Source organism: Massilia forsythiae, assembly GCF_012849555.1.
GTDB lineage: Bacteria > Pseudomonadota > Gammaproteobacteria > Burkholderiales > Burkholderiaceae_D > Telluria > Telluria forsythiae.
This window is the reverse complement of the sequence record NZ_CP051685.1, coordinates 5,166,451-5,182,318: the sequence shown is the minus strand read 5'-3', so window position 1 is coordinate 5,182,318 and position 15,868 is coordinate 5,166,451. Positions and strand designations below refer to the sequence as shown.

15 protein-coding genes are annotated in these 15,868 nt (G+C 70.0%); 1 reads left to right on the top strand and 14 read right to left on the bottom strand.

Annotation, left to right across the window (positions count from 1 at the left end; all coding sequences use genetic code 11):
- Window positions 1-5: 5 nt before the first annotated feature.
- From HH212_RS21735 to HH212_RS21690, 10 genes are all read right to left on the bottom strand, one after another.
- Window positions 6-857 (bottom strand): type II secretion system F family protein, encoded by an 852-nt coding sequence (locus HH212_RS21735; protein WP_170204407.1) that lies wholly within the window; start codon window positions 855-857, stop codon window positions 6-8.
- Window positions 836-2,536, bottom strand: a complete 1,701-nt coding sequence (locus tag HH212_RS21730; protein WP_170204406.1) for a TadA family conjugal transfer-associated ATPase — start codon at window positions 2,534-2,536, stop codon at window positions 836-838. Before HH212_RS21730 ends, HH212_RS21735 begins: the two co-directional genes overlap by 22 nt.
- A 58-nt stretch (window positions 2,537-2,594) precedes the next feature.
- Entirely contained in the window at window positions 2,595-3,323 is a 729-nt protein-coding gene (locus HH212_RS21725) for a secretin GspD/PilQ domain-containing protein (protein ID WP_170204405.1), read from the bottom strand.
- A complete protein-coding gene (locus HH212_RS21720) occupies window positions 3,311-4,009 on the bottom strand; it encodes a pilus assembly protein N-terminal domain-containing protein (RefSeq protein ID WP_170204404.1) in 699 nt (232 codons plus the stop codon). Before HH212_RS21720 ends, HH212_RS21725 begins: the two co-directional genes overlap by 13 nt.
- An 18-nt stretch (window positions 4,010-4,027) precedes the next feature.
- A complete protein-coding gene (gene cpaB / locus HH212_RS21715) occupies window positions 4,028-4,993 on the bottom strand; it encodes a Flp pilus assembly protein CpaB (RefSeq protein WP_170204403.1) in 966 nt (321 codons plus the stop codon).
- A 36-nt stretch (window positions 4,994-5,029) separates the two neighbouring features.
- Window positions 5,030-5,209 (bottom strand): hypothetical protein, encoded by a 180-nt coding sequence (locus HH212_RS21710; protein WP_170204402.1) that lies wholly within the window; start codon window positions 5,207-5,209, stop codon window positions 5,030-5,032.
- Window positions 5,206-5,958 (bottom strand): hypothetical protein, encoded by a 753-nt coding sequence (locus HH212_RS21705; RefSeq protein WP_170204401.1) that lies wholly within the window; start codon window positions 5,956-5,958, stop codon window positions 5,206-5,208. Before HH212_RS21705 ends, HH212_RS21710 begins: the two co-directional genes overlap by 4 nt.
- 25 nt (window positions 5,959-5,983) lie before the next feature.
- Window positions 5,984-6,814: a hypothetical protein gene (locus HH212_RS21700; RefSeq protein WP_170204400.1), complete on the bottom strand. Its 831-nt coding sequence runs from the start codon at window positions 6,812-6,814 to the stop codon at window positions 5,984-5,986.
- Window positions 6,811-8,307 carry a hypothetical protein gene (locus HH212_RS21695; RefSeq protein WP_170204399.1) on the bottom strand — a complete coding sequence of 499 codons (1,497 nt, stop codon included), beginning with the start codon at window positions 8,305-8,307 and terminating at the stop codon, window positions 6,811-6,813. The genes HH212_RS21700 and HH212_RS21695 overlap by 4 nt, the downstream gene beginning before the upstream one ends.
- Window positions 8,308-8,419: 112 nt before the next feature.
- Window positions 8,420-8,701 carry a Flp family type IVb pilin gene (locus HH212_RS21690; protein WP_229217401.1) on the bottom strand — a complete coding sequence of 94 codons (282 nt, stop codon included), beginning with the start codon at window positions 8,699-8,701 and terminating at the stop codon, window positions 8,420-8,422.
- Here HH212_RS21690 and HH212_RS21685 point away from each other — a divergent pair.
- Window positions 8,700-9,023: a hypothetical protein gene (locus HH212_RS21685; protein ID WP_170204398.1), complete on the top strand. Its 324-nt coding sequence runs from the start codon at window positions 8,700-8,702 to the stop codon at window positions 9,021-9,023. The genes HH212_RS21690 and HH212_RS21685 overlap by 2 nt on opposite strands.
- Window positions 9,024-9,292: 269 nt before the next feature.
- On the opposite strand, the gene kdpE is transcribed toward HH212_RS21685, so the two are convergent.
- The 4 genes from kdpE to kdpB form a co-directional block, all read right to left on the bottom strand.
- The gene (gene kdpE / locus HH212_RS21680; RefSeq protein ID WP_170204397.1) at window positions 9,293-9,988 is read right to left on the bottom strand and encodes a two-component system response regulator KdpE; all 696 of its coding nucleotides are present in this window, start codon (window positions 9,986-9,988) and stop codon (window positions 9,293-9,295) included.
- Between the two features lie 46 nt (window positions 9,989-10,034).
- Window positions 10,035-12,980, bottom strand: a complete 2,946-nt coding sequence (locus HH212_RS21675; RefSeq protein WP_170204396.1) for a DUF4118 domain-containing protein — start codon at window positions 12,978-12,980, stop codon at window positions 10,035-10,037.
- The gene (kdpC, locus tag HH212_RS21670; protein WP_170204395.1) at window positions 12,970-13,620 is read right to left on the bottom strand and encodes a potassium-transporting ATPase subunit KdpC; all 651 of its coding nucleotides are present in this window, start codon (window positions 13,618-13,620) and stop codon (window positions 12,970-12,972) included. Before kdpC ends, HH212_RS21675 begins: the two co-directional genes overlap by 11 nt.
- An 80-nt stretch (window positions 13,621-13,700) precedes the next feature.
- A complete protein-coding gene (kdpB, locus tag HH212_RS21665; RefSeq protein WP_170204394.1) occupies window positions 13,701-15,854 on the bottom strand; it encodes a potassium-transporting ATPase subunit KdpB in 2,154 nt (717 codons plus the stop codon).
- Window positions 15,855-15,868 lie beyond the last annotated feature (14 nt).

Here is a 15,868-nt window from a genome sequence, read left to right as displayed (position 1 = left end):
GTTCCTTACACGTCGATATCGGTGATCCTGCGGATGACGTGGTGGCCGACCAGGATCGTCAGCGCCATCACGCCCAGCGTCAGCCAGCCGTACCAGGCGTGGAACAGCGGCGCCATGGCCTCGGGCTCCATCAGGTCCAGCACGACGATCAGCAGCAGCGGCAGGCCCGCCATCACCACGCCCTGCATCTTCGCCTGTGCGGTCAGGCTGCGGATCTTGCCCTCCATCTGCAGCCTGGCGCGGATGGTTGCGGCGGTCGCTTCCAGCGTTTCCGCCAGGTTGGAGCCGACTTCGCGCGACAGCGCCATGCCGCCGGTGACCAGCGCCAGGTCGGCCAGCGGCACGCGCCGTTCCAGCGCGGCGAGCGCCGCGGCGAAATCGACGCCGAGGCGCAGCTCGCGCAGCAGCAGGTCGAATTCCTGCGAAAGCGGCGGCCTGGTCTCGCCGGCCACGCCTTCCAGCGCGATCGGCAGGCTGGCGCCGGCGCGCAGCGCGCCGGTCAGCATCATCAGCGCGTCCGGCAGCTGCTGCTCGAACAGCCGCAGGCGGCGCCGCGCGAGCCGGCGCACCATGTAGCGCGGCCCGAGCAGGGCCGGCGCCATGCCCATGCCGGCGACGGCCAGGCTGCCCGTCATGCACCATGCGGCCAGCGGCAGCAGCACCAGTACGGCCAGGTTGAGCGCCACGATCCGTCCGGCGTCGGTAAAGATGAACAGGTGTTCGAGGTCCAGCCTGGCCCATTGCGCCTGTCGGCGCTGGCGCTGCGAAAACCGGCGCACGCCGACATGCAGGCCGATCCAGATCAGCAGGAAGCCGGCCGCGAACACGCCGGCGATCACGAACGATTGGCTGCGCATGGCGATGGCTCCCGTCCGGGCGCGGCGGCGTTGCCGAAGATCGACAGGTCCACCTGGACGCCGCGCCGCAGCAGGTCCCGGTAAAAATCCGGCACGTGCCCGGTCGCCGCGAACCGGCCGCGCACCCTGTCGTCGTCGCCGAAGCCGTCCTGTTCGAAGCGGAAGATGTCCTGCATCTGGACCAGGTTGCCCTCGATGCCGGTCACTTCCGTGATATGGGTGACCTTGCGCGTGCCGCAGGAAAAGCGGGTCTGCTGCACGATGACGTCCACCGCCGAGGCGATCTGCTCGCGGATCGCCTGCACCGGCACCTCCAGCCCGCTCATCAGGGCCATGACTTCCAGGCGCGACAGGCAATCGCGCGGACTGTTGGCGTGGGCGGTGGTGAGCGAGCCGTCGTGGCCGGTGTTCATCGCCTGCAGCATGTCCAGGGCTTCGCCGCCGCGGCACTCGCCGACGATGATGCGGTCGGGCCGCATGCGCAGGCAGTTGCGCACCAGGTCGCGGATGGCGACGGCGCCGCGGCCTTCGATGTTGGCCGGGCGCGCCTCGAGCGCGACCAGGTTCGGCTGGTTCAGCTGCAGCTCGGCTGCATCCTCGACCGTCACGATGCGCTCGTCGTCGGGAATGAAGTTCGATAGCACGTTGAGCAGCGTGGTCTTGCCCGAGCCGGTACCGCCGGACACCACGATGTTGGCGCGCAGCCGCACCGCCACCCGCAGGAACGCGACCATCCCGCGGTCGAGGGCGCCGCAGCGCACCAGGTCGTGCTCGGTCAGCTTGTTGCGGGCGAACTTGCGGATCGTCAGGCATGGCCCCTTGATCGCCAGCGGCGGGATGATCGCGTTCACGCGCGAGCCATCCTTCAGGCGCGCGTCGACCATCGGCGAACTCTCGTCGATGCGGCGCCCCAGCGGCGAAACGATGCGCTCGATCGCCGCCAGCACGGCGGCATCGTCGGAAAACGAGATGTCGGCGCGGTGCAGCCGTCCGCCGCGCTCGACGAAGATGTCGCTATGGCGGTTGACCATGATCTCGGTGACGGCGTCGTCGGCGAGCAGCGCTTCCAGCGGACCCAGGCCGACGATCTCGTCGAGCACCACGTCGCGCAGGCCGGCGCGCAGCGGACGCATTGCGTCGAAGGCCGGGTCGGCGTCGATCAGTTCCTCGATCAGTCCGCGCACCGCGGCGCGCAGCTCGGGGTCGGCCATGCGCGCCACGTCCACCCGGCGCAGGTCCATCGCGGCGATCAGCTTGCGGTGCAGCTGGGCGCGCATCGCCATGCCCTCGGGGCTTTCCAGCGGGTTCGTGCGGCGCGCGACGGCGTCGGAGACAGGATCGGGTACAGGATCGGGCGCACCCAGGCTCGCGGTCTGCGCCGCTGGGCCGTCTTCCAGGCAGGCCTGCACCCGGTATTCTCCCAGTTCGATGCTGTCGCCGCCGGCCAGCGGTCCGTATTCGACGATCTCCTTGCCGTCGACCCTGACCGGCGCCATGCCGCCGCCGTCCCTCACGAACAAGCCCTGTTCGCCGCAGGAGAATTGCAGCTGGCGGCGGCCGATGCGCCAGCCCTGCAGCACGACCAGGCACTGCGGGTCCCTGCCGACGCAACAGGCCGGACCGGGGCTGGCCCGGTCGGCCACCAGTTCCCGTCCGCGGAAGACTTTTATGCGAATCATCTGTGGTCCCGAAGGTAGCGGCGACATGTCGGCGCAGGGTTGGCGCATCCGGCGCGCGTCACGGGCGGCGCAGCTTGTCTTCGAACGCCGCCTTGCCCGCCTCGCCGCGTTCGCGCAGCTGCATGGCCAGGCCCGCGCCCGGTGCGATGATCTCGGGTTCGAGCAGCACCACCAGTTCGGTCTTGTTGCTGCGGAAGTCGTCCGAGCGGAACAGCCGGCCGAGGATCGGGATCCTGCTCAGCACCGGCACCCGGTCCACGGCCGACGACATCTCGCTGTTGACCAGTCCCGAGAGCGCGACCGCTTCGCCCGACTTCAGGCTCACCTCGGTCGACGTGTTACGCGTCAGGAAGCCGGGCACGCTCGAGGTGCTGACCGAGGCGTCGATCTGCGACAGCTCCGACGAGATCCTGGCGGTGATGACGTCGTCGGCGTCGATCTGCGGTTCGATCTCGAGGATGATCCCGTACGGCTTGTAGCTGACGTTCACCGCGCCGAGCGCGCCGACCTGCTGGATCGGCACTTCGCCGCCCACCTGCAGGCGCGCCTTGCCGCCGCTCCTGGCGGTCAGCTCGGGCGAGGCCAGCACGCGCACGTCGCCGTCGTTGATGCCCAGCTTGATGCGCGAGCTCAGCGTCGCGGCCAGGCCGAGGAACACGCCGCCGGTGTTGGCGCCGCGGCGCACGAAGGGCGGCGCATCGGCAAGCAGGTTGTCGCCGGCCTCCTGGCGGCGCGGCACGTCCTGGTACACGCCCTGCTTCGAGGCCACGCCCATCACGCCGAACACCGGCCCGTTGGCGTCCCGGGCCAGTCGATGCCGATGGTTTCCAGCAGCGAGCGCTTGATCTCGATGAAGTGCAGCCGGAACAGGACCGAACGCGTGTAGGCGCTGCCCTGGTCTTCGCGGATGTTGAAGACCACGCCCGGCATGCCCTTCAGGCTGGCCGCGAGCCGTGCGTGGGTTTCCTTGTGCACCGCCCCGGACAACACGAGTTCGGCGCCCACCTGCTCCACCGTCACCCCGCCCAGCCCGCGCGTGAGCGCCTCGACCTTGGCGCGGATCGCCTGCAGGTCCTTCGGCACGATCGTCACCTGGTACGAATACATGCGCTCCCTGGTCCATACCAGCAGGCTGGTGCTGCCGACCTGCTCGGCGATCAGCAGCAGGTTGGCGTCGACGGTGGTGGTGCTGAGCAGGTTGCCGCTGCCGAGCGCCAGGCGCACGATCCTGCCCTGGATCGGCAGCATCATGATCTCGCCGGCGGTGATGGTCAGCGCCCTGGTCGGCAGGTAGTGCATGACCGGCGTGACCGGGGTGATCGAGCGCGGCTTGCGGGGTGCGGCGGCGGCAAGCGGCGGCTTCGGCCGGGAAACCGCGACTGGCGCTTCGGGCATGGCGCCGGCTGCCGCACTTGCGGCGCCCGCAACGCCGAGGGCGGCGGCGAGAACGAACAGGAGACGTCGGGTGGTCATGGCGCTTGGGTTCTTTCGTCAGTTGCTGGCAGGTGGCGTGGACGTTGCTGCAGGCGCCGGCGCAAGCTCGGGCAGCGGCAGGCGCGACACGACCTGGCCGCCAGGGCCGCGCCCGCCGGCGATGAATTCGATGCCGGCGTCGTGCGTGCGTCCATCCGGCGCCAGGTCCGACGACAGCAGCGGCTTCATCGCCAGCAGGTCGCCGTCGCGGGCGCCGCGCAGGGCCACGCGATAGGCGCCCATCTTCTGGCCGATCAGCAGCCTGGCCGCTTCCTGCGGCTTGACCAGCAGGGTGATCGAATCGAAGCCCTTGTCGCGCGCGCCGTCGACCGCGCCCGGGCGCGCCATCCCGGCGCTGCCGGCGCCCCGGGCTTGCGCATCGCGGAATTCCCGGCCGGTCGCCAGCACCAGCATGTTCTGCATGAACAGGCTGGCCTGCTCGCGCGGCCGTTCGCTGCCCGCGCCCGGCGCGGCGGGCGCGTTCGATAGCAGGAACAGGTCGACGCGGTGCAGCGGACGCAGGGTCTGGGCAATCGAGTTGAGGTTGTCGATGGCGATGGTCACGGCGCGCATCCCGGCCGGCACGATGGCGGCGACGTCGTCGACCTCCGGCTGCTGCAGGTCGCTCATGCGCACCGGCCGCCCGCCCAGGACCGGCCGCGCCAGCCGCAAGCCTTCCATCGACGCGAAATCCCTGGCGAGCAGCGTGTCCGGATAGACCAGGTCGGCATCCACCTTGCGCGATACGAACACGGTGGTGTTCAGCACCGTGTCCGGACCCACGTCGGTCTTCGGCACCACCACCGCCACCCGGGGCGTCTCCCGACCGCGCGCACTGGCGGCGATTTCCCGCTTCATGCTGTCCTCGCGCTGTTGCAGGTACAGGTAGGCCAGGCCGGCGACGCCGGCGGCGAGCGCCGTGGCGAACAGCAGCAAGGCGGCCGGGCTCGAGAGCGTGGCGCCGATGGTGCGCAGTTTGTTCATGGGCAGTCTGTTCATGGTAATGGGCGGACAACGGGTTCACACGCTGAACGAGATCGCATACGCGAACGCGGAAAACGCACCCTTGACGCCATCGATCAAGGCCCGGATCGGCGATGGCGTCAGCGAGGACAGGACCAGCACGATCACGCCGAATGCCAGCACGATCAGGTATTCGGTTTGCGCCTGGCCGGCGCCGGCGGTGCGGGCCGGCTTCATGGAGCCTCGGCGAGCGTCATGACGGCCTGGGTGTCGCGCTCGCGCCAGGCGACCAGCTCGAACTGCGCGCGCCGGCGCTGCGCGCTCAGGAACCACGCGGTGACGCCGGTGGCGGCATTCCTGACGGTGTGCGAACGCGGCGCCGGCCATTTTTCGCCGAGCAGCCGCGCGCCGATCTGCTGCCGCAGCCGCTCGGGCGAACCGGCCGCGGTCATCGAGATCACCACGCCACGGCGGCCGTCGTCGCTGCTGGACACGGTCGAGTCCACGCGCACGCCCGCCGGCAGCAGCGCCCGGGCCGCGGCCGCCATCGGGCTGGGCCCTGGATCCGGCCGGCTGCGCGCGAAGTAGCCGGACGCCCCACTTTGCCCGGCCAGCTGCAGCGTCGCCAGGCACTGCGGCCCGGCCACGCTCAGCACGCGCCAGCCGGACACCGTCCTGCGCCGCGCCGCAAAGCCGAGCGCCTGCCATTGCGTTTCCACCTTCGCCAGTACCTCCTCGGCCGGCGCCGCCGCCTGCACCCGCAGGATCGACATGCGCAAGCCGTCGATCGACACGTCCTGGCCGATCGCGGCGATGGACAGGTCCGGCGGCAAGCGCTCCGGGCAGGCCGCGGCGCCGGTGGCGGCGCACACGCCGAGCAGCGCGAGCGGTGCGAGCAGCGTGGCCGGCATGGCGCCCAGCCGGGCGCCGCGGCGCCGCGCCGCGCCATCGGGACGAGCGGGCCCTGCGACAGAAGTCTTCGACATGCGGTTCGACATGCGTTCCCTTTGTTTATTTCAGCCGGTCCGGCGGCACCACGTCGACGGCGATCTTGCCGGCTTCGATCCGGCCCGGCTGCACCGGGTCCCACGGCGCCAGTCCGGCGCGCGCGTCCTGCACGATCGCACCGAGTCCCTGCGCGGTCGGCACCGCGCGCGCCACCATCTGGCGCGTGCCGGCCTTGCCGTTCGCGCCCCAGGTATTCGACAGGATCGCGCCGTCGGCGTGGAAGTCCAGGCCGCGCCAGGCGGCGCTGCTGGACCACAGGCGCCGGTACACCGCGCTGTTCCCGGCCACGCCCTCGAGCGCGACGCGGACGGTGGCGAGGTTGTCCCCCGGTAGCGGCGGCGCGAAGCCGGCCGGGCCGGCGACCGCGACCGCGCCCAGCGCCGCCAGCGGTTCCTTGCCGACGTCTGTCGCGGGCGTCTCACGGCCGATCGTCGTCGCCAGGCCGCCGGCATCCTTCAGGTAGGCGACGCCGGCGCTGTCGCGCCACATCGGATCGATGCCGTTCACCAGCGCGGCGACGTGCCTGTCGCTGTCCCTGATGACGGCGCCGGCGCCGGCGGAGCGGTCGTTCAGCAGGCGCGCGGCGACTTCGTTGCCGATGGCGGCGTCCGACTTCCGGTTCGGTTCGTTGAGAACGGCGAAGTCGCCGCCGCCGTCGTACCAGACGGTGCGCTCCCAGGTGGCGTAGCGCGCCGCCATGTCCGTCGTGTGCCGGACATCGATGAGTTTGCCGACGGCCGCGATGCCGACGAACAGCGGGATCAGGATGAACAATGCCGCCACCAGCAGCTCCACCATGGCCTGGCCGCGTGCCCTCGTCACGGGGGTCTTCATTGCGCGCTCCACGACGTGGTCCGCTCCTGCGGCGTGCGGTCCACCAGCCGCGACTGCCAGTACGGGTTGAACAGGTTGGCCAGTTCGGTCTTGCCGTCGGCGCGCGCCCAGCCCACGCGCGTGAAGCCGGCATCGGTGTTCGACCGGTAGAAATAGGCATGGGCCGAAGACAGGGCGCGCATCGTGCCGCCCTTCAGCGTCGGATCCAGCCGCAGGCTGCCGGCACTGGCCATGAACTTGTCCGCCGTGCGGATGCCGGCGCCCGTGCGCTCGACTTCGATGGTGACGGCGACGGCGCCGCCGTTCTGCTGCGCGCCCTGGCCGGATCGCATGGCGGACGTGGGATCGGCCACGTCGCGGTACCAATCCTGCAGGCCGCCGCCGGCATCCAGCGTCGCGCCGGGTCCGGTGCCGTGGTAGCGCACCTGGGCGGGCAGCAAGGTCAGCGGATTGGACAGCGCGGCGCCGTAGCCGGCCGTCGACGCCGGGTTGTTCCTGTAGCCGGTCCGGCCGTCGTAGCCGCCGTTCCTGCCGACGACGGCGCCGCCGGAGTCGCCGCGCCCGAAATTGCCGTCCACCAGCGGCGTGACATCGGTCCACGGGCACAGCCCGGCCGGCAAGCACGGCACCAGGAAGGTACACGATTGCACGCCCGTCCCCCAGGTCGCGTCCAGGGCCAGCCAGCGCTTCTTGTCCTGGGCCAGGATGCTGCCGCCGGCATGGGTGAACCCGAACACGGTCCACGAGGACAGGTAGTTCGGCAGCGCCCTGCACGCCTTGACCGACGTCGCCGGCCCCCAGCCCGGCAGCGGCGCCGACAGCCGGTTGCGCGTAAAGGGATCGGTCGAGTCTTCGCTGACCACCACGTCCGCGAAGCGGTCGGCTTCGGGCGAATCGTCGTTGGCGCGGTGGGCCGTGGTGGATGCCGACCAGCGCTCGACCTCGAAGGCGGTGGTGCCGAGCGAAAAGGCGCTGCCGGTGAGCCGGGCGCTTGGATCGTTGCGCCTGACGACTTCGTCGGCCAGCACGGTCATGTCGAGCGCCGTGGCCACGTGATGCGCATCCTGGGCCGCCTCGAACGCCCGGACCAGGCGGTCGAGGCCCTCCACCGCGGGGCCGGCCGCATCGGCGTAGGCAGCCGCTACCGATTCGATGGGCAGCCCGTGCGCCGTCTCCCACAGCGGCTTGTCGGCCGGGATCGTCGAGGATTCCAGCGACAGTGCGGTTTCGCCCATGCGCCGGTGGGTATGCGCCGCATCCTCGAGATAGGATTTCAGGCTGGCCAGCTGGACCACCGCCACCTGGTTGGCGACCGTTGCGCGGTTCAGGTAAGCGGAGAAATTGTGGTCGCGCGCCTGCAGCACCGCGGCGCTGTAGGCGCCGGCATCGCCCGCATTCTGCAGGCGCGTCTTCGCATTCGCCAGCATGCCGCTGTTGAACAGCACCAGCCCGACCAGCGCGCAAGCGGCGGCGAACAGCAGCGTGAAGACCATCGCCTGGCCCGATCGCGCGGGCCCGCGAACGACAGGCTGCAGGAAGCATGTTCTGCGCGAGTGCATGGTTGGCGCTTTCCGGATTTTCGCTCGAAATGACTTGCCGGCGCCCTCACTGGCCGGCGTCGTTTTCCCGGTTGTACTCGGACATGCCCTTGGTCGTGTCGCCGCGCGTGGCCGCGCTTTGCGCGGCGGCGCCGGCTTTGGTGATCATGTCCTGCGATGGCTTGCCGGCGACTTCATTCGCCAGGCCGGCCGTCTGGTTGCGCACGGTCTTGCCGAACATGGCATACACGCCGATCGCCGAAACGGCAATCAGGGCGACGATGATGATGTATTCCATCATTCCCTGGCCGCGTTGTGCATTGGCCGAAAGCTTGCTATTCATTTTCATGAACACTCCTGAAGTTGGTCTTTTGAATAAGCAATACCAGGCCATCGGTATTGCCGAATATTGCCGCATGAATTATTTCGGATTGAATGGCGATGCATTCCGCGACAAGCAACTCATTGCCTGGTCTTTTTATTTTTCAATCGGAAAAATGGAAAGCCGTTTGCGGATATCCTTTCGCCGGAGAAAGGCAAAAGAAAAAGCAGGCGGCAATGCAGAACCAGACGTGGACGATGCATGCCGGGACGGAATTCGCTTTCACTGTTTCTCCAAAAATCATTTTCGATCAAGCCGATGGCCGGTTCCGGAATCAGGATCGAATTGATTCCGGGAATGGCGCCGACGGCAAGCGAGAATGATAAAGAAACAGGCTCGGCAACTCGTTGTGCCGAGTCAAATTACAGCCTGACACGAATAGATTGGAATACTGCGCTATTATCGTGCAATATAGAAAGAGCTTTTTAGAAAGATATTTTATTGCCGCATGCGGCATCGCGCATGAATGCCGATACCGAATGCACGGCCATGCAATATCGAATGCAATCGTGGATCGTTTTCACGCATTCGATGTTGCCGACCGAATACCGCCGCTGCCTATGGCAATTGCAAGCGATACCCGACACCGGTTTCCGTGATCAGCCAACGCGGCTGGGCCGGATCGTCTTCCAGCTTGTGGCGCAGGTGGCTCATGTAGATGCGCAGGTAATGGGCGTTATCGGCCTGGTTCGGTCCCCACACCGCGCGCAGCAGCTGCGGCGTGGTCATCACCTTGCCGGCCTGCCCCACCAGCGCCGCCAGCAGGCGGTGCTCGGTCGGCGTCAGGCGCACCGTTTCGCCGGCGCGGGTGACGCGGCGGTTCTGCAGGTCCACCGTGACCTCGCCGAACGCGACCATGCCATCCATGTCCGCCGCCGGGCCGCGCTGGCGCCGCTGCGAAGCGCGCACGCGCGCCAGCAGTTCGCCCACGCCGAACGGCTTGGTCAGGTAGTCGTCGGCGCCGGCGTCCAGCGCGCGGATCTTTTCGTCCTCGTTGACGCGCGCCGACAGCACGATCACCGCCACCGCCGACCACTTGCGCAGGTCGCCGATGAAATCGACGCCGTCGCCGTCCGGCAGGCCGAGGTCGAGGATGACCAGGTCCGGCTTGCGCGTGGCGGCGTCGATCAGGCCGCGCTTGAAGGTGGCGGCTTCGTGTACGTGCCAGCCTTCCTGTTCCAGGGCGCCGCGCACGAAACGGCGGATGTGCGGCTCGTCTTCCACGAGCAGGGCGGTGGCTGTGGGTTCAGTCATTTGCTTCGTTCACTCCAGTTGATCTCGTCATGCGCGGCCAGCGCGATCACGCCGCGCCGGCCGCGCCGCCATCGGCTTCCCGGTCCGCCGGCAGCGCCTCCGCCAGCGGCATGTCCAGCGGCATCTCGGGCGGCGGCAGCGCCGGCGGCGTCCCCAGCGGCAGCGTGAACACGAAGGCGGCGCCGCCCTGCGGCCGGTTGCGCGCCACGATCGTGCCGCCGTGGGCGCCGACGATGGCGCGGCAGATCGCCAGCCCGAGTCCGACGCCCGGCTTGGCCGATTCGCGCTCGCCGCGCGCGAACTTCTCGAACACCGCTTCTTCCTGGCCCGGCGGCAGGCCCGGCCCGTCATCGGCCACCGTCAGGTCCAGCCAGCGCACGCGCGCCGCCGCGCCGATGGTGATGGCGCTGTCCGGCGGCGTGTATTTTCCGGCATTCTCGAGCAGGTTGCACAGCACCCGTTCGATCAGCATGGCGTCGAAGCGCACCAGCGGCAAGTCCGGCGCCAGCTCGGTGACGACGCGCCGGCCCTGCAGGGCGGCGCGGCTGGCGCGCAGGGCGCTGCCGACGACTTCCTCGACCGGCTGCCATTGCAGGTTCAGCTTCACTTCGCCGCTTTCGATGCGCGCCATCTCCAGCAGGTTCGTCACCAGCATCCCCAGGCGCATGGTTTCCTCGCGCAGCGCCGCCGCCATCGCCTGCTGGTGCGGCGCCAGCGGCGGCCGGGACGAGGACAGCGATTCGGCCAGCGCGATCTGCGCCGTCAGCGGCGTGCGCAGGTCATGGGACAGCGCCGCCAGCAGCGAGTTGCGCAGCCGTTCGGATTCGATCTTGACCAGCGCGTCCTGCGCCACGTCGATGTAGTGCACCCGTTCCAGCGCGATCGCCGCCAGCGCGGCGAACGTGTCCAGCTGCTGGCGCTGCTCCGGCTCAGGCAGCCAGCGCGCGGCGCCGGTCTCGATGGCGAGCACGCCGCGCGTGCGCATCGGCGCCACCAGCGGCATGTAGAACACCGGGCTGGCCGGCAGGGTGTCGGTACCGCTGCCGGCGGGCGCGGCGCGGTCGAAGCTCCATTGGGCGATGCCGGGGTCGATGCCGGCGATCGCTGCCGTGCCGGCCGTGCCGGCGTCGGGGGCCGCCTGCAGGCGGCCGTCGCCGTCCGGCAGCAGCAGCGCGGTGCGCACCCCGAAGCTGGCGGCGATGGCGTCGCGCGTCGCTTCGTACACCTGCTCGGTCTGCAGCACGCCCGACAGGGCGCGCGCGAATTCGTACAAGGCGCGCGCCCTGCCCTCGCGCTCGGCCGCCACGCGCGCCTGGAAGCGCAGGCCGGCGGTCAGGTGGCCGGTGATCAGGCCGACCGCCAGCATCACGCCGAAGGTGACCAGGTACTGGAAGTCGGATACCGCGAACGCGAAGCGCGGCGCCACGAAGAAGTAGTCGAAGCAGGCCACGCCGACGCAGGTGGCGGTCACCGAGGGCCCGCGGCCGAGGCGCACCGCCACCAGCAGCACCACCAGCAGGAACAGCATGGCGATGTTCGCCAGTTCCAGCTTGCCCAGGCTGGTCGTCGCCAGCAAGGCCATCGCCAGGCTGGCGGCCACGGCGGCGCCGTGCGCCAGCGCGTAACGGCGCAGCCGGCCGGACGCCGGCGCCGCGGCCGCCGTCGACCGCGGCGCGGCGCGGGATGGGGCGGCGTTGCCGTCGCCGACCTCGACCAGGTCGATGTCGGGCGCCAGGCGGGCGAAGCGGCGCCCGCGCGCCGGTTGCCACGGCCAGCGGCGCAATGCTGCCCGGCCGATCGCGGCGCGGCCTGGCGCGGCGCGGCCGATCGCGATCTTGGCCAGGTTGTGGCTGCGCGCATACTCCACCGCGGCCGCTTCGACCTCGTTGGCCGCCAATACGGCGGTGACGGCGCCCAGTTCGCGCGCCAGCGCCAAGGCGTCCAGCGTGCGTTCGCGCTGCGGCGCCGGGCGCCGCCGCAGGCTGGGTGTCTCGATGTGGATCGCGTGCCAGCCGGTATTCAACTGGCCGGCCAGGCGCGCCGCGCTGCGCACCACCCGTTCGGCCGCGTCGCCGCTGCCGATGCAGGCCAGCAGCGCGGCGCCGGTCGCCCACACCGGCTCGATCGATTTTTCGATGCGGTAGGCGCGCACGTCGTCACCGATGCGCTCGGCGGTGCGGCGCAGCGCCAGCTCGCGCAGCGCGATCAGGTTCCCCTTGCGGAAGAAATTGCGGCCGGCGCGCTCGGCCTGTGCCGCCTGATAGACCTTGCCGAGGCGCAGGCGCGCGAGCAGTTCGTCGGCCGGCAGGTCGACCAAGATCACCTCGTCGGCGCCGTCGAACACCTTGTCCGGCACCGTCTCGCCCACGCGCACGCCGGTGATGCCGCCGACCACGTCGTTCAGGCTTTCCAGGTGCTGCACGTTGACCGTGGTGTAGACGTCGATGCCGGCGCCGAGCAGTTCCTCGACGTCCTGCCAGCGCTTCGGGTGGCGCGAGCCGGGCGCGTTGGTGTGCGCCAGTTCGTCCACCAGCACAAGCGCCGGCCGGCGCGCCAGCGCGGCGTCGATGTCGAACTCGGCCAACTGCGCGCCGCGATGGGAAAATGCACGGCGTGGCAGCAGGTCGAGGCCGTCCAGCAGCGCCTCGGTCTCGTGGCGGCCATGGGTCTCGACGATGCCGACCAGCGGCGTTGGGCTGCCCGCCGCCGCGCCGCCGGCCGCGCTGGTTGCCGCGCCGTTTTCCGTGCCGTCTACCGTGCTGGTTGCCACGCCGTTTACCACACTGGTTGCCAATAATGCGCGCGCCGCCGACAGCATCGCGTAGGTCTTGCCGACGCCGGCCGAGGCGCCGAAGTAGATGCGCAGGCGCCCGCGCACGGCGCGCCGTTCGCGCGCCTGCAACTGCGCCAGCAGCGCGTCCGGGTCGCCGCGGCGCGCATCGTCGGGCACGACGGGGTCTGCGTCCGCGCGGCCGTCCGGATCAGTGGCCATGCACTTCCCTGGCGCCGCCGGCCGCGGCGCTATCCAGCGCCAGGTTCAGCGCCAGCACGTTGACGCGCGCCTCGCCGAACAGGCCGAGCCAGGGCTTGTCGGCGTGGGCGTCGATCAGCGCCTGCACCTGGCTAGGGGCCAGGCCGCGCGCGGCAGCCACGCGGCCGGCTTGCCAGCGCGCCGCGGCCAGGCTGATGTCCGGGTCCAGGCCGCTGGCTGAGGCGGTCACCAGGTCGACCGGGATCGGCGCGCGGTTGCCGGGGTCGGCCCGGCGCAGCGCGGCGGCGCGCGCCGCGACCGCATCGGCCAGCGCCGGGTTGGTCGGCCCCAGGTTGGAGCCGCCCGAGCCGGCCGCGTTGGCGGCCATCGGCGCAGTGGCCGAGGGGCGGCCCCAGAAGTGGCCGGGCTGGCTGAAGGTCTGGCCGATCAGGATTGAGCCGGCCACGCGGCCCTGCGTTTCGACCAGGCTGCCGTTGGCCTGGTGCGGGAAGGCGGCCTGGCCGATGCCGGTGACGGCGGCCGGGTACAGCGCGCCGCACAGCAGGGTCAAGGCGCCGAGCAGCACCAGGGCCGGGCGCAGCACGGGCGCGGCGGCCGGGGTGCGTGCGTCATTGATGGTGGAATGAGTAAGCGATGACATGTTGTTCTCCTTGTATAGGCAGCCGATCGTCGTTCCCGGCCTTGGCGGCCATGGTTGCCGGAAACGACGATGTGCCTGCTTCACACCAGATGCAATCCTGCCAGCAGCAGGTCGATCAACTTGATGCCGATGAACGGCAGGATGATACCTCCTAGTCCGTACACCAGCAGGTTACGGCGCAGCAGCGCACTGGCGCCGATGGCGCGCAAGCGCACGCCGCGCAGCGCCAGCGGGATCAGGAACACGATGATCAGGGCGTTGAAGATCACCGCCGACATGATCGCCGAGGCCGGGCTGGCTAGGTGCATCACGTCCAGCGCGCGCAACTGCGGATAGGTGCCGACGAAGGCGGCCGGGATGATGGCGAAGTACTTGGCGACGTCGTTGGCGATCGAGAACGTGGTCAGGGCGCCGCGCGTCATCAGCATCTGCTTGCCGATCTCGACGATTTCCAGCAGCTTGGTCGGGTTCGAGTCGAGGTCGACCATGTTGCCGGCCTCTTTCGCCGCCTGGGTGCCGCTGTTCATCGCCACCGCCACGTCGGCCTGCGCCAGCGCCGGGGCGTCGTTGGTGCCGTCGCCCGTCATCGCCACCAGCCGCCCTTCTTTCTGGTAGTCGCGGATCAGGGCCAGCTTGTCTTCCGGGGTGGCCTCGGCCAGGAAGTCGTCGACCCCGGCTTCGGCGGCGATGGCGGCCGCGGTCAGCTTGTTGTCGCCGGTGATCATCACGGTCTTGATGCCCATGCGGCGCAGCTCGGCGAAGCGCTCCTTGATGCCGGCCTTGACGATGTCCTTCAGTTCGACCACGCCCAGTACGCGCACGCCGTCGGCCACCACCAGCGGCGTGCTGCCGCGCCGCGCGGCATCCTCCACCGCGCGCATCACGTCCGGCGGCAAGGCCGCGCCGAGCGCTTCGACGTGGCGCTGCACTGCCGACGCCGCGCCCTTGCGCAGCCGGCGCGTGCCGATGTCGATGCCGCTCATGCGCGTGTTGGCGGAAAACGGCACCGGCTCGGCATCCAGCGATGCCAGGTCCGGCAGTTGCGCCGCGCTGCGCTGGCGTGCCAGCGCCACGATGCTGCGTCCTTCCGGCGTCTCGTCGGCCAGCGACGCCAGTGCGACGACCTCGGCCAGTTGCGGCTCGGTGACGCCGCGCACCGGCAAAAAGGCGGCGGCCTGGCGGTTGCCGTGGGTGATGGTGCCGGTCTTGTCAAGCAACAGCACGTCGACGTCGCCCGCCGCTTCCACCGCGCGCCCGGACGTGGCGATGACGTTCGCGCGCATCATGCGGCTCATGCCGGCCACGCCGATGGCCGACAGCAGGCCGCCGATGGTGGTCGGGATCAGGCACACCAGCAGCGCCACCAGCACCGTGACCGTGACCGGCGCGCCGGCATGGGCGGCGTCCACCGCGAACAGCGAGAACGGCAACAAGGTCACCGTCACCACCAGGAACACGATGGTCAAGGCCACCAGCAGGATGCTCAGGGCGATCTCGTTCGGGGTCTTCTTGCGCTTGGCGCCTTCGACCATCGAGATCATGCGGTCGAGGAAAGTCTCGCCCGGGTTGGCGCTGACTTTCACCACCAGCCAGTCGGACAGTACGCGGGTGCCGCCGGTGACGGACGAGAAGTCGCCGCCGGATTCGCGGATCACCGGCGCCGATTCGCCGGTGATCGCGCTCTCGTCGACCGAGGCCATGCCTTCGACGACGTCGCCGTCGATCGGGATCACGTCGCCGGCCTCGACCAGGATGTGGTTGCCCTTGCGCAGGTCGGTGGCCGGGCACGGCAGCCAGCCGGCCTTGCGCAGCGACGTGGCGGGGTTGGATGCGGCCGTCAGCTTCTTGGCCATCACGCTTTCCTTCAGGCCGCGCAGCGAAGCCGCCTGCGCCTTGCTGCGGCCTTCGGCCAGCGCCTCGGCGAAGTTCGCGAACAGCACCGTAAACCACAGCCAGACGGCGGTGGCCAGGATGAAGCCGGGCGGCGCCTCGGCGTTCCCCGCCAGCGCCTGCAGGTACAGCAGGCTGGTGAGGATGCTGCACACGTACACCACGAACATCACGGGGCTGCGCAGCTGGGTGCGCGGGCTCAGTTTCTTGAAGGCGTCCGCCAGCGCCGGGACCAGCATGGCGGCGTCGAACAGCGGCAGGCGCTTGGGCAGCGCGTTTGGAAGCGCATCGAGCGCCGCGGCGGGTGCCGCCAGGGGTTTTACGATCGTATCGGATTCGGACATGTTGATCACTCCAG

Bases quoted from the DNA above. Each gene is read 5' to 3' on its own strand.
- HH212_RS21735 (WP_170204407.1), bottom strand. From the start codon at position 857: ATGCGCAGCCAATCGTTCGTGATCGCCGGCGTGTTCGCGGCCGGCTTC.
- HH212_RS21730 (WP_170204406.1), bottom strand. From the start codon at position 2,536: ATGATTCGCATAAAAGTCTTCCGCGGACGGGAACTGGTGGCCGACCGG.
- HH212_RS21720 (WP_170204404.1), bottom strand. From the start codon at position 4,009: ATGACCACCCGACGTCTCCTGTTCGTTCTCGCCGCCGCCCTCGGCGTT.
- cpaB (WP_170204403.1), bottom strand. From the start codon at position 4,993: ATGAACAAACTGCGCACCATCGGCGCCACGCTCTCGAGCCCGGCCGCC.
- HH212_RS21710 (WP_170204402.1), bottom strand. From the start codon at position 5,209: ATGAAGCCGGCCCGCACCGCCGGCGCCGGCCAGGCGCAAACCGAATAC.
- HH212_RS21705 (WP_170204401.1), bottom strand. From the start codon at position 5,958: ATGTCGAAGACTTCTGTCGCAGGGCCCGCTCGTCCCGATGGCGCGGCG.
- HH212_RS21700 (WP_170204400.1), bottom strand. From the start codon at position 6,814: ATGAAGACCCCCGTGACGAGGGCACGCGGCCAGGCCATGGTGGAGCTG.
- HH212_RS21695 (WP_170204399.1), bottom strand. From the start codon at position 8,307: ATGGTCTTCACGCTGCTGTTCGCCGCCGCTTGCGCGCTGGTCGGGCTG.
- HH212_RS21685 (WP_170204398.1), top strand. From the start codon at position 8,700: ATGAACACTCCTGAAGTTGGTCTTTTGAATAAGCAATACCAGGCCATC.
- HH212_RS21690 (WP_229217401.1), bottom strand. From the start codon at position 8,701: ATGAAAATGAATAGCAAGCTTTCGGCCAATGCACAACGCGGCCAGGGA.
- kdpE (WP_170204397.1), bottom strand. From the start codon at position 9,988: ATGACTGAACCCACAGCCACCGCCCTGCTCGTGGAAGACGAGCCGCAC.
- HH212_RS21675 (WP_170204396.1), bottom strand. From the start codon at position 12,980: ATGGCCACTGATCCGGACGGCCGCGCGGACGCAGACCCCGTCGTGCCC.
- kdpC (WP_170204395.1), bottom strand. From the start codon at position 13,620: ATGTCATCGCTTACTCATTCCACCATCAATGACGCACGCACCCCGGCC.
- kdpB (WP_170204394.1), bottom strand. From the start codon at position 15,854: ATGTCCGAATCCGATACGATCGTAAAACCCCTGGCGGCACCCGCCGCG.